Origin of the sequence: Streptomyces colwelliae (assembly GCF_048158785.1) — a bacterium.
In the GTDB taxonomy this organism is placed as follows: Bacteria; Actinomycetota; Actinomycetes; order Streptomycetales; family Streptomycetaceae; genus Streptomyces.
Window position 1 is genome coordinate 1 of the sequence record NZ_JBLTJC010000329.1, and the last position, 11,649, is coordinate 11,649.

General features: G+C 67.5%; 12 protein-coding genes and 2 pseudogenes. 7 read left to right on the top strand and 7 right to left on the bottom strand.

Annotated features, from left to right (window positions below; genetic code table 11):
- Nucleotides 1-216 precede the first annotated feature (216 nt).
- Nucleotides 217-306, bottom strand: a pseudogene (locus tag ACNFOC_RS41865) (DUF397 domain-containing protein); the annotation flags it as partial.
- An 8-nt stretch (nt 307-314) separates the two neighbouring features.
- A complete protein-coding gene (locus ACNFOC_RS41870; RefSeq protein WP_416964259.1) occupies nt 315-1,145 on the bottom strand; it encodes a helix-turn-helix domain-containing protein in 831 nt (276 codons plus the stop codon).
- A gap of 231 nt (nt 1,146-1,376) precedes the next feature.
- On the opposite strand from ACNFOC_RS41870, the gene ACNFOC_RS41875 reads away from it, so the two are divergent.
- Nucleotides 1,377-1,790, top strand: coding sequence for an ATP-binding protein (locus ACNFOC_RS41875; protein ID WP_416964260.1), 414 nt, complete (start codon nt 1,377-1,379; stop codon nt 1,788-1,790).
- An 18-nt stretch (nt 1,791-1,808) separates the two neighbouring features.
- Here ACNFOC_RS41875 and ACNFOC_RS41880 read toward each other — a convergent pair whose 3' ends face one another.
- The 5 genes and pseudogenes from ACNFOC_RS41880 to ACNFOC_RS41900 all read right to left on the bottom strand — a co-directional run bounded on the left by ACNFOC_RS41880 (nt 1,809) and on the right by ACNFOC_RS41900 (nt 4,671).
- Complete coding sequence (locus ACNFOC_RS41880; protein ID WP_416964261.1) at nt 1,809-2,276, bottom strand: hypothetical protein; 468 nt, start codon at nt 2,274-2,276, stop codon at nt 1,809-1,811.
- Nucleotides 2,277-2,340: 64 nt separating this feature from the next.
- Nucleotides 2,341-2,565: a DUF397 domain-containing protein gene (locus ACNFOC_RS41885; protein WP_416964262.1), complete on the bottom strand. Its 225-nt coding sequence runs from the start codon at nt 2,563-2,565 to the stop codon at nt 2,341-2,343.
- A gap of 545 nt (nt 2,566-3,110) precedes the next feature.
- Nucleotides 3,111-3,982 (bottom strand): annotated as a pseudogene (locus tag ACNFOC_RS41890) (helix-turn-helix domain-containing protein).
- On the bottom strand, nt 3,951-4,487 hold the full coding sequence (locus tag ACNFOC_RS41895) for a DUF6879 family protein (RefSeq protein WP_416964263.1): 537 nt from the start codon (nt 4,485-4,487) through the stop codon (nt 3,951-3,953). Before ACNFOC_RS41895 ends, ACNFOC_RS41890 begins: the two are co-directional and overlap by 32 nt.
- Nucleotides 4,468-4,671: a hypothetical protein gene (locus tag ACNFOC_RS41900; protein ID WP_416964264.1), complete on the bottom strand. Its 204-nt coding sequence runs from the start codon at nt 4,669-4,671 to the stop codon at nt 4,468-4,470. The genes ACNFOC_RS41895 and ACNFOC_RS41900 overlap by 20 nt, the downstream gene beginning before the upstream one ends.
- A gap of 361 nt (nt 4,672-5,032) precedes the next feature.
- Here ACNFOC_RS41900 and ACNFOC_RS41905 point away from each other — a divergent pair, with 361 nt between their 5' ends.
- The 6 genes from ACNFOC_RS41905 to rbsD all read left to right on the top strand — a co-directional run bounded on the left by ACNFOC_RS41905 (nt 5,033) and on the right by rbsD (nt 11,541).
- Entirely contained in the window at nt 5,033-5,560 is a 528-nt protein-coding gene (locus tag ACNFOC_RS41905) for an NUDIX domain-containing protein (protein WP_416964265.1), read from the top strand.
- A gap of 139 nt (nt 5,561-5,699) precedes the next feature.
- Nucleotides 5,700-6,737: a LacI family DNA-binding transcriptional regulator gene (locus ACNFOC_RS41910; RefSeq protein ID WP_416964266.1), complete on the top strand. Its 1,038-nt coding sequence runs from the start codon at nt 5,700-5,702 to the stop codon at nt 6,735-6,737.
- Entirely contained in the window at nt 6,734-8,263 is a 1,530-nt protein-coding gene (locus tag ACNFOC_RS41915; RefSeq protein WP_416964267.1) for a sugar ABC transporter ATP-binding protein, read from the top strand. Before ACNFOC_RS41910 ends, ACNFOC_RS41915 begins: the two co-directional genes overlap by 4 nt.
- Nucleotides 8,253-10,202 carry an ABC transporter permease/substrate-binding protein gene (locus tag ACNFOC_RS41920; protein WP_416964268.1) on the top strand — a complete coding sequence of 650 codons (1,950 nt, stop codon included), beginning with the start codon at nt 8,253-8,255 and terminating at the stop codon, nt 10,200-10,202. The genes ACNFOC_RS41915 and ACNFOC_RS41920 overlap by 11 nt, the downstream gene beginning before the upstream one ends.
- 47 nt (nt 10,203-10,249) lie before the next feature.
- The gene (locus ACNFOC_RS41925) at nt 10,250-11,152 is read left to right on the top strand and encodes a ribokinase (protein WP_416964269.1); all 903 of its coding nucleotides are present in this window, start codon (nt 10,250-10,252) and stop codon (nt 11,150-11,152) included.
- Nucleotides 11,149-11,541: a D-ribose pyranase gene (gene rbsD, locus ACNFOC_RS41930; RefSeq protein ID WP_405859757.1), complete on the top strand. Its 393-nt coding sequence runs from the start codon at nt 11,149-11,151 to the stop codon at nt 11,539-11,541. Before ACNFOC_RS41925 ends, rbsD begins: the two co-directional genes overlap by 4 nt.
- Nucleotides 11,542-11,649: the final 108 nt, after the last annotated feature.

Consider the following 11,649-nt stretch of genomic DNA (forward strand, 5'->3'; position numbering starts at 1 on the left):
GTCGTCAGGGCCGCTCCGAAACGCGGTCCTCTTACGTCGATGTCCATGAATCAAGGATTCCGCAACGGAAAGGATTCGTGGTGCCGGGAATCTTTGCAGTCTCGTGAACGCTGGAGGGCTGGGCGAGCGCATCCGGCTGCTGCGCGGCAAACGTGGCCTCCCAAGGAAGTCCTCCTGGGGGCCGTACTTCTCCGGCAGTTCGGCGATGACGTGCAGGACCGCTACGTGGGTGGAGGTGTTCGCGATCTCCACGCAACTGTTGCCGTCACCCTCGCCGGAGTAGGACGACTTCCGCCAGTTGTCCATGCGTTGCCTCACAGCTCTTTCGCCAGCTTGTGGATGAATTCACGTGACCGTTCGGGTTCGAGCGACGCGGCCTCCACTCTACGGAAGCTTGTTCGGTAGGTACTGAGCTGAGCCTCGGAATCGATGAGGACCGAGCCATGGGGCGCATCACGGACCACGGTGTCCAGCTTCGGCAGCGGGCCGCCCGCATACGTCATCGTGCTTGAGGCTTTGGCGAAGCCGTCAAGGTCGAAGGGGACGACTCGCAGGGTGATGTGATCCGCCTCGGAAAGCTCAAGCAGCTGGCGGAGCTGAGCCTTTGCGGTGGCACGATCGCCGACCCTGAAACGCAGCGCCGCCTCGTGAATGACCACCTCGTGCGGGATGACGATCTGCTGGCGTGCCCTGCGGTGAGAGACACGCAAGTCAAGCTCTTCATCGGTGAGTTCGGGCAGCCTGGATCCGAAGACGGCACGGGCGTAGTCCTCCGTCTGTAGTCGGCCCGGAACGTACAGGATCGCCACGTCGCGCAGGAACGCAGCATGATGCTCCAACTCTGCGAGGTCCAGGAACGACGTGGGCAGCAGGCCTCGGTACTCCTCCCACCAGCCTCGTGTCCGGTCGGTGGCCATCGCGACCAGAGCGTCGACGAACTCCGCGTCCGTGCAGGCGTAGTGGGACGCGAGGCGCCGAAGCCGCTGCTCGCTCACTCCCGCGAGTGCGGACTCGATGTGCGTGATCTGAGCCGGGCTCACTCCGAGCAGCGCAGCCGCCTCACGGGAGCTGAGTCCTGCCGCTTCGCGGAGCCTTCGTAGTTCAGTTGCCAGACGCAGTTGGCGGGCCGTTGGTTCGCGCCTCAAAGCTCTCGACCACTCCTCGGTTCAACACGCCTGCGGGTGCTCCTCGTTCGGGGGTCAGACTACGCGAACGGCTTGCTGAATCTCTATATTTAGATCTACCGTCGGTGATGCGACGCACACTGTGTGGAAACGCCGGATCCCGGAAGCGCACCGCCCCGTCCTGCCATGACGGCCGCGACAGAGCCACCGCCGGAAGTCTCCAACCCCTCACCACCGAAACGGAGTTGACGCATGCCCGAAAACTCACCCGTGCCCTGGGAGTACTGCCTCTACATCCCGAACGACCTGCGAGCCGTCACCGTCAGCCGCCGCACCCTCCGGCTGATCCTCACGGTGCACGGTCTGATCCGGCTGGCAGACCCCGCCGAACTCCTCGCGACGGAGCTGGTCGCCAACGCCGTGCGGCATGCGAAGGGGCCCGCCGCCCTGCGCGTGGGCTGGTCGGCGGGGGTACTGCGGCTGGGGGCCTGGGATGCCGATCCCGAACCGCCGGAGCCGCCGAGGCCGTTGGAGGAACTCGGCGACGCGGAGAACGGCCGCGGCCTCGCGCTGGTCCGGGCCTGCGCCGACCAGTGGGGCTGGCAGCCGCTGTCCCGGAACGGCAGCCGGGGGAAGCTCGTGTGGTGCGAGCTTGCCGCGGCTTGAGGCGATGGCCTGCCGGAACTACCGTGCAGGGCAGGGCAGTTCGGGCTTCGACCAGTTCGGGGAGCACGTCACCAGTGCCAGGGACAGATACGAAGGGCGTTCGAGGTAGAACCCGAGCGACACATCGGCCCCCGATTCCAGCCGCTCGGCGGCGGAGTTCACCAGTCGGGCCAGGTGGGTGGTGTCGCGCTGCGCTGCGGATGCGAACCGGGGCGCGTACTCCGCGAGTTGTTCACCGAGCCATGACGCCGCTTCCTTCGCCTCGTCCCACGTGGCACGCACGAGCGAGTGGGGCTTGATGAGCCAGTACGCCGTCTCGAGCGGCGGAAGATCCACCGTCGGGAACTCCGCCGCCACTTCGCGGTAGCGCTGGATCAGTTCCGGCCTGCTTCCGGCGGGGGGAGGCTCCGGATGCGGGGGCCGCCGTAGCGCCTCCTGGTCGAAACGCTCCTTCGGGCCGGTCCACAGATAGCCGTGGTGGTGCACTAGTTGTTCCCGTATCGAGAAGTGCCGGCCGGACCTAATCCGGCCCGGCCGGTAGAGGGGCGGATCAGACGTTCAGACCGAACCGCGCCGGGTCGATTCCGGCCGCGTCCAACTCCTCCGTGGTGAACCGCAACGGCTCCACGTCGAGACGCTTGCTGTCGCCCAACGCCCAGGCGTCCTCGCCGATCCGGGCCAGAGTCACGCACCCCTCGGTGCAAGGGCCACCGCACGCCTTCACGAACAAGGCACCGTCAATGTCAAGGGCGTACAGGTCAGTTCCGTTCTGCATCGCTGCACCTTCCTGCTCTACTGATCGCGGCCATGGGTGACCGCCGCCGCCCGTGTCGGGCGGGAGTTCATGGGAGAGGGGTACCGACGCCTCAGCGATCGGAGCGCTTACCGCGCGCAGTGCAACGCGGGCACTGGCAAGGGGGCCGTTCCGAGGTGATCAGGGGAGCCAAGTCGACGTCGCCGCCGAAAACGGCCCGCTCGGGCGCCCAGGACCGTCCGGAGTCTCGAGAGACCCGCATGGTCATCAAGGGGCGGTCGGCGAGGAAGTCGGATCCCGTTCCCGTGCTCATGAACCATGTGCCTCTGCCTGATGCCGACGCAGCTTCACATTGCAGTCGGATACGGCACTGTGGTTTCCCGTGGAACGGGCATTCTCTCTGGCAACCGAAAGAGACAAGCAAGCAGGGCAGCCGGGCTTCACTGAAGGCTCGGGCGGCAGTTCGGCCAGACAAGTCTCTCCGGAGGTCGAAGCTCCGGGGCTCGAGGTCTTCTCTTCACTCTCCATGAATCCATTTTCGCGCCCCAACGGACTCACGTGGAGTGTTAGTTGCGTTGACGCATAAACCCGTCCGCAGCTTCCTCAAAGAAGGATGAAGCATGATCGCCAGTGAGAGCGTGCGCCCAGAAGAGGTCGAAAAGATTCAGGTGCTGGGATATATCCCTGGGGTCGCGCAGCACGACTTCCCCGGAGAACAGTTCGATCGTCACAAGGCGATCGTCGTACACGACGAAGATGTTCATGGGAGTGCCGGGAACCTGTACGCCCTGCGGGACTATCCCCATCTCGACGTTGGGTTTTCTGTTGACCTCCGCCATGTGTGCGCACTGCGCCGCCATGGCTCGGGCGCCGGCCCGCTGCCACTTGACGGCCTGCTCTGTCATCAGGAACCAGAACGAACGTGACCCGTCGTCCAGGATGCCTGGCGATCCATGCGGGCCTGTACAGCCCTTGCGACATCTCTGACCGGGTCACCGTCCACGGTGGGCGAAAGCGTCTCTGTGGCGTACTCGCGGACGTGCAGAAGACCGGTGGGGACGGCAGGCAGAAAATGCCGCATCACTCGTGACGAGGACTCAAGCGCCTTCAGCTCGGCTTGCTTGTGGTAGAGGCCAACACGCGCATAGGCACGCCAGGATGCGTAGTCGACGTTCGCCCGTCGGGCAAGGGCAAGAAGCTCGTCTGCGACTTCGTCAGGGACGGCGAGCGCTTTGAGAATGCGTTCGACATCGATAACAGTGGGCAGAGCACGGCCGGTTTCGATACGACTGATCTTCGTCTGGCTCATATTGCAGCGCAGCGCCAGGCGTTCGCCGCTGAGATTGGAAGCGCGACGGAGACCCCGGAGGGCCTCCGCCAGATCCTTCCGTTCCCGTGCTTGTGTCTCAGGTTCGATAGGCACTGAACGGTACGGCACTTTCTAGTGCGAGATCCCGCCATGCGAGATACTTACCGATGTTCGGGTCTTGAATCAGTTCCCGATTGATCTGCGTTCCGTCGGGACGGTAGTTGAGATGAACCACAGTCGTTTCGTCGAAGAGCCAGAAGTCTTGCTCCGGCAGTCCAGGGTTCGGTGCATCGGTCACATCGACTATTTGATAGTCCTCTCCGGCGGCAACGTTCCCGGGAATGCACCACTCGAACAGATAGCGGCTGTACGGCGTGAGCGGTCGGCGCACGATCTTCGCCCGGGTCATCCTTCGCCCGACCGCCGCGTGATCCCGAATCATCTGGTGCCACGGCGCGTTGAAGCCCTCCGGCATCGACGCTCCGGCGAGGAAGTCACGGACCGTCTCGGCCTCGGCGGGCATCGTGTACGTCTGGTGGACCTCCAGCCGGAACGCGGAGTGCTCGAAGTCGCGGAAGTACGCCTGCCACTCGTCGCCGTCCAGCAGTACAGGGCTAGAACCATCCACGGGCACGGGCAGCCTCCTTGAGGATGTCTTCCGGGATCAGTACGACCGACTCGCCGTCCGGCGTCGGATGGGCCACGTCGTAGCCCTGGATCGCCAACATGCCCGGCTCCGGGGTGGCGTACACGGTCGGGCAGTCGCCGTTCCCGCACTTGTCGTCCTCGCCAGTCCGGCACGGACCGCCGGCAATCATCCGCGGTTCATCCACTGAGACCCCCTCTGATCCTTGTGGTCAGCAAGCTACGGACGGTCACGCCTTCGCCACAAGGGCGGCCCGTACCCAAGTCACGAAGTCGCATAGAACCGAGGGTGCGAGTCACCGAGGGAAGAGTCGTGACCAGCCCTTAACGAGAGCACGTCACCCGACCGATGCATAACCAACAGCAGGCGCAACAGCCGGGCGGGCAGGGACAGTTCGACGACCTCCGCGCCCTCCTGAAGCCACACAAGGGCTACGGGCCGGTCCGGGAGCACCTGATGAGATTCAACGAGGCGAGGAGGGCCAGACTATTGCTGCTCACCGACCTGATCCCGCCACCGGGAGGCACTTGTCAATGACACCCAAACCCGCCCCCACCCCCGCCGACCCAGAAGCCTGGAACGCCTATCTCGCCGAGGGCAACGCCAAACAGCCGCGTAAGCGTGTGGCGGCGGACATACTCCTGCGTGACGCGGCCGGACGGGTGCTGTTGGTGAACCCGACCTACAAACCCGGGTGGGACCTTCCAGGCGGCATGGCCGAGGCCAACGAACCCCCTGAAGAGACGGTGGTGCGGGAGCTTCGGGAGGAGTTGGACCTGGACGTCGTCGTGCATGGGCTCCTGATCGTCGACTGGGTGGCGCCGCACGGCCCCTGGGACGACCAGATCGCCTTCGTCTTCGACGGCGGGACCATCAACGTGGAAGGGAAACCGACGCCTCACGACGAGGAGCTGTCGGAAGCCCGGTTCGTCGACCTGACCATGGCCGGAGGGCTGCTCCGGGACCGGATGCGACGGCGGTTGACGGAGGCAGTGCGCGCGCTCCGGGAGGAGCGGACGGTGTACCTGCACGACGGGCAGGCGCTCCCGTACCAGTCGTAGGAATTGCCGCCGCCCGATCGAACACCTTGATCCCGACGCGCCACCCTTCATCACAATCCGGTCTCAGGGTCTTGATTTACTCCCGTGTAATCGATTCCAATCCTCCATGTAATCGATTCCACGAGGAGGTGGAGCGGCGATGGCGAGCATCAAGGACGTCGCTGCCGAGGCCGGGGTTTCCGTGGCCACGGTGTCGCGGGTGCTGAACGACCATCCGTCGGTCAGTGACGACGCGCGCACCCGTGTGCTGGCCGCCGTAGAGGCGCTGGGCTACCGCCCGAACGCCGTCGCCCGTTCGCTGCGTACCGATCAGACCCGCACCCTCGGGCTGGTCATCAGCGACGTGCTCAACCCGTACTTCACCGAGCTCGCCCGTTCCGTCGAGGAAGAAGCCCGCGCCCTCGGGTACAGCGTCATCATCGGCAACGCCGACGAGCGGCCCGAACTCCAGGACCACCACGTGCGGACGCTGCTGGACCGTCGTATCGACGGACTGCTCGTGTCCCCCACCGACGGCGGCTCCCCCGGCATGCTGGACGCCGCGCGCGCCGGGACCCCGATGGTGTTCGTGGACCGGTGGATCCCGGGCGTGGACGTGCCCGTCGTGCGGGCCGACGGGCGGGCCGCGATCCGGGATCTCGTCGCCCATCTGCACCGGCTCGGGCATCGCAGGCTCGCCATCATCGGGGGGCCTGCCGCCACCACGACCGGCAGTGAGCGCGTCGCGGCCTTCCGGGACGCGCTCGGCGAGTACGGGATCCCCCTCCCCGATGTCTACATCGGGCAGGGCGACTTCCAGGCCGAGAGCGGGCGGCGGGTGACTGAAGGGTTTCTCGATCTGGCCGAGCCGCCCGAGGTCGTGTTCGCCGCCGACAACCTGATGGCCCTGGGTGCCCTGGACGCCGTACGCGCGCGTGGGCTGCGGGTTCCCGAGGATCTCGCGCTGGCCGCGTTCGACGACATCCGGTGGTTCGTGCACACCGATCCGCCGATCACCGCGATCGCCCAGCCGACCCCCGAGTTGGGGCGGGCCGCCGTGCGCGCCCTGGTCGACCGGATCGAAGGGCGGGCACCGCAGTCCGTCACCCTTCCCGCCCGGCTCGTCGTGCGCCGCTCGTGCGGCGAACCCGGTGGGCCGGAAACCTCGTCATCCCCTGTTCGAAGGAGCAAGTCGTGAGCAACCAGGACGAGTTGCTGCGCATCGAGGGCATCCGCAAGACCTTCCCCGGTGTCGTCGCGCTGGACGGCGTCGACTTCGATCTGCGCCGGGGTGAGGTCCATGTGCTGCTCGGTGAGAACGGCGCGGGCAAGAGCACCCTCATCAAGATGCTCTCCGGCGCCTACCGCCCCGACGGCGGCCGCATCCTGGCCGGTGGCGAGGAGGTGCGCATCCACAGTGCGCAGGACTCCGCGCGGCTCGGGATCGCCACCATCTACCAGGAGTTCAACCTCGTTCCCGATCTGACGGTCGCCGAGAACATCTTTCTGGGGCGGCAGCCGCGTCGCCTCGGGATGATCGACCGGAAGCGGATGGAGGCCGACGCCGCCGTTCTGCTGGAGCGGGTCGGCGTGAATGTGTCTCCACGCGCGCGGGTGCGTGAACTCGGTATCGCGCGGCTCCAGATGGTCGAGATCGCGAAGGCGCTCAGCCTCGACACGCGCGTGCTGATCATGGACGAGCCGACCGCCGTGCTCACCTCGGAAGAGGTCGAGAGGCTCTTCGCGATCGTGCGCCAACTGCGCGCGGACGGGGTCGGGATCGTCTTCATCACCCATCATCTGGAGGAGATCGCCGCCCTGGGGGACCGCGTCACCGTCATCCGGGACGGGAAGAGTGTGGGGCAGGTGCCTGCCTCCACCCCTGAGGACGAGCTCGTACGGCTCATGGTCGGGCGCTCCATCGAGCAGCAGTATCCGCGTGAACGGGCCGACGCCGGCGCCGCGTTGCTCTCCGTCGAGGGGCTCACCAGGGACGGGGTCTTCCGCGACATCAGCTTCGAGGTGCGGGCCGGTGAGGTCGTCGGCATCGCCGGGCTCGTCGGGGCGGGTCGTACCGAGGTCGTACGGGCTGTCTTCGGGGCCGACCCGTACGACCAGGGAACCGTGAAGGTCGGCGGCTCCGCGTTGCGCGGGCACGACGTCAACGCGGCGATGACCGCCGGGATCGGGCTCGTGCCGGAGGACCGCAAGGGTCAGGGGCTCGTCCTCGACCAGTCCGTCGAGGAGAACCTCGGGCTCGTCACCATGCGGGCCGCGACCCACGGCGGGCTCGTCGACCTCAAGGGGCAGCGGGTCGCGGCCGCCCGGATCGCCGAGCAGTTGGGCGTACGGATGGCCGGACTCGGCCAGCAGGTACGGACGTTGTCCGGTGGCAACCAGCAGAAGGTCGTCATCGGCAAGTGGCTCCTCGCCGACACCAAGGTGCTGATCCTCGACGAGCCGACGCGCGGTATCGACGTCGGCGCCAAGGTCGAGATCTATCAACTCATCAATGAACTCACGGCCGCCGGCGCCGCCGTCCTCATGATCTCCAGTGATCTGCCCGAGGTTCTCGGCATGAGTGACCGGGTGCTGGTCATGGCACAGGGCCGCATCGCGGGCGAACTCTCCGCCGAACAGGCCACGCAGGACTCCGTGATGGCACTCGCCGTCAGCACACCGACCCAAATGACTACCGCTGTGGAGGGCCACCGTGGCCACTGACACGCTCAAGAGCACGCCGGGCGCGAGTGGCGCCTCGGGAATCCGCCGACTGCTCCTGGACAACGGGGCGTTGACCGCGCTCATCGTCCTGGTCATCGCCATGTCGGCGCTGTCCGGCGACTTCCTGACCACCGACAACCTCCTCAACGTCGGTGTCCAGGCGGCCGTGACCGCCATCCTCGCCTTCGGCGTCACCTTCGTGATCGTCTCGGCGGGCATCGACCTGTCGGTCGGTTCGGTGGCGGCCCTCTCGGCCACCGTGCTGGCCTGGAGCGCCACGCAGCACGGCGTCCCGGTCTTCCTCGCGGTGATCCTCGCGATCGCCACGGGCATCGCGGCCGGTCTCGTCAACGGTTTCCTCATCGCCTACGGCAAACTGCCGCCGTTCATCGCGACGTTGGCGATGCTGTCGGTGGCGCGCGGTCTGTCGCTGGTGATCTCGCAGGGTTCCCCGATCGCCTTCCCGGACTCGGTCTCGCACCTCGGTGACACGCTGGGCGGCTGGCTGCCGGTGCCCGTCCTGGTGATGATCGCGATGGGGCTCATCGCCGCATTCATCCTCGGCCGGACCTACATCGGCCGTTCCATGTACGCGATCGGCGGCAACGAAGAGGCCGCGCGGCTCTCGGGGTTGCGCGTCTCCAAGCAGAAGCTCGCCATCTACGCCCTGTCCGGCGTCTTCGCCGCCGCCGCGGGCATCGTCCTCGCCTCCCGGCTCTCCTCCGCGCAGCCGCAGGCCGCCGACGGCTACGAGCTGGACGCGATCGCCGCGGTCGTCATCGGCGGCGCGTCCCTCGCGGGCGGCACCGGCAAGGCGTCCGGCACCCTCATCGGCGCGCTGATCCTCGCGGTGCTGCGCAACGGCCTCAACCTCCTTTCCGTGTCGGCCTTCTGGCAGCAGGTCGTCATCGGTGTCGTCATCGCACTGGCGGTCCTGCTGGACACCGTGCGGCGCAAGGCGGGCGCAACTCCCGTCGCCGGTGCGGGCGGTGGCGGCAGCAAGGGCAAGCAGGCGACCACGTACGCGCTCGCGGCCGTCGTCACCATCGCGATCGTCGGTGCCACCTCCTTCCTGCACAACGACTCCTCCACGACGTCGAAGCCCAAGCTCGGGCTGTCCCTCTCCACGCTCAACAACCCGTTCTTCGTGCAGATCCGGTCGGGCGCGCAGGCCGAGGCGAAGCGGCTGGGCCTGGACCTGACCGTCACGGACGCGCAGAACGACGCCTCGCAGCAGGCCAACCAGCTCCAGAACTTCACCAGTTCCAACTACGGCGCGATCATCGTCAACCCGGTGGACTCGGACGCGGCGAGCAACTCCGTGAAGGCCGCCGACAAGGCGAAGATCCCGGTCATCGCCGTCGACCGGGGCGTCAACAAGGCCGCCGTGGACACGCTCGTCGCCTCCGACAACGTCGTGGGCGGTGAACTCGCCGCCAAGACCGTCGCAGAGAAGCTGGGCGGCACCGGCAAGATCGTCATCCTCCAGGGCCAGGCGGGCACTTCGGCGGCGCGTGAGCGGGCGGAGGGCTTCGCCAAGGGGCTGAAGGCCTACCCCGGCATCCAGGTCCTCGCCCAGCAGCCGGCCGACTTCGACCGCACCAAGGGCCTCGACGTGATGTCGAACCTGCTCCAGGCCCACCCCGACGTCCAGGGCGTCATCGCCGCCAACGACGAGATGGCCCTCGGCGCGATCAAGGCGCTCGGCTCCAAGGCCGGCAAGTCGGTCTCCGTCGTCGGCTTCGACGGCACGCCCGACGGCCTGACCGCCGTAAAGCAGGGCACGCTGTACGCGTCCGTGGCGCAACAGCCGAGCCAACTCGGCAGGATTGCCGTGGACAACGCACTGCGCGCGGCTCAGGGCAAGAAGGTGGAGACGACGGTCAAGGTGCCCGTGAAGGTGGTCACCAAGGAGAACGTGGCCGGGTTCACCGGCTGACAACGACCGGATCAACGCTCCAAGTCACCACTGTGGGGAGTCAATTGATGTACGACTACGACCTCCTGGTCGTGGGATCGGCCAACGCCGACCTCGTGATCGGCGTCGAGCGGCGGCCGGCCGCCGGCGAGACGGTCCTCGGTTCCGACCTGGCCGTCCACCCCGGCGGCAAGGGCGCCAACCAGGCGGTCGCCGCCGCCCGGCTGGGAGCCCGTACGGTCCTGCTGGCCCGGGTCGGCGACGACGCGCACGGCCGGCTGCTGCTCGACTCGCAGCGGGCCGCCGGTGTCGACACGGTGGGCGTGCTGGTCGGCGGTGCGCCGACCGGGGTCGCGCTGATCACGGTGGACCCGTCCGGCGACAACAGCATCGTGGTGTCGCCGGGGGCCAACGCGAAGCTGTTCCCCGGCGACATCCAGGCCGCCGCGTGTCTCTTCCAGGCCGCGCGGGTGGTCTCCGTACAGCTGGAGATCCCGCTGGAGACGGTCGTGGAGGTCGTACGGAATCTGGCGGACGGCAGTCGCTTCGTGCTGAACCCGTCGCCGCCCCGGCCGCTGCCGTCCGAAGTCCTGGCGGCCTGCGACCCGTTGATCGTCAACGAGCACGAGGCGAAGGTGATCCTCGGGGACGCGTGTGTGAGCGAGCGGCCCGAGGACTGGGCGCGGATCCTGCTGGCGAAGGGGCCGCGTTCGGTGGTCGTGACGCTGGGCGCGGAGGGCGCGTTGGCGGCGTCCAAGGACGGCGTCACCCGGGTGCCGTCCGTGAAGGTCGACGCCGTGGACACGACGGGCGCGGGCGACGCGTTCACCGCGGCGCTGGCCTGGAAGCTGGGCACGGGTTCCGACCTCGCGGAGGCTGCGGCGTACGCGGCCCGGGTGGGGGCGGTGGCCGTCACCCGGAAGGGCGCCCAGGACTCCTTCCCCACGGCGGACGAGGTCGACGCGCTGTGAAGAAGGCAGGGATTCTCAACCGTCATCTCTCCGGCGCGCTGGCCGAGTTGGGGCACGGGGACGGGGTGCTGGTGTGCGACGCCGGGATGCCGATCCCCAAGGGTCCCCGGGTGGTGGACCTGGCGTTCCGGGCCGGGGTGCCGTCGTTCGCGGAGGTGCTGGACGGGCTGCTGGCCGAGCTGGTCGTGGAGGGCGCGACGGCGGCGAGCGAGGTGCGCGGCGCCAACCGTGCGGCCACGGCCCTGCTCGACGCGCGCTTCCCGGACGGCCTGGACCTCGTCTCGCACGAGCGGCTCAAGGAGCTGTCGGCGGACGCGCGGCTGATCGTACGGACGGGCGAGGCGCGGCCGTACGCGAATGTGCTGCTGCGGTGCGGGGTGTTCTTCTAGAAGTGTGACACTTCAGGCGAATGTGTAACACTTCCAAATTCGAGGGGGCCCGGTCCGTCGACCAAGCCCCCTCGGGTTTTCCCCTCCAACATCAGGACCCCCCACGAT

Coding starts and splice junctions, on each gene's coding strand:
- ACNFOC_RS41875 (WP_416964260.1), top strand. CDS start 1,377: ATGCCCGAAAACTCACCCGTGCCCTGGGAGTACTGCCTCTACATCCCG.
- ACNFOC_RS41910 (WP_416964266.1), top strand. CDS start 5,700: ATGGCGAGCATCAAGGACGTCGCTGCCGAGGCCGGGGTTTCCGTGGCC.
- ACNFOC_RS41905 (WP_416964265.1), top strand. CDS start 5,033: ATGACACCCAAACCCGCCCCCACCCCCGCCGACCCAGAAGCCTGGAAC.
- ACNFOC_RS41925 (WP_416964269.1), top strand. CDS start 10,250: ATGTACGACTACGACCTCCTGGTCGTGGGATCGGCCAACGCCGACCTC.
- ACNFOC_RS41885 (WP_416964262.1), bottom strand. CDS start 2,565: ATGCAGAACGGAACTGACCTGTACGCCCTTGACATTGACGGTGCCTTG.
- ACNFOC_RS41900 (WP_416964264.1), bottom strand. CDS start 4,671: ATGATTGCCGGCGGTCCGTGCCGGACTGGCGAGGACGACAAGTGCGGG.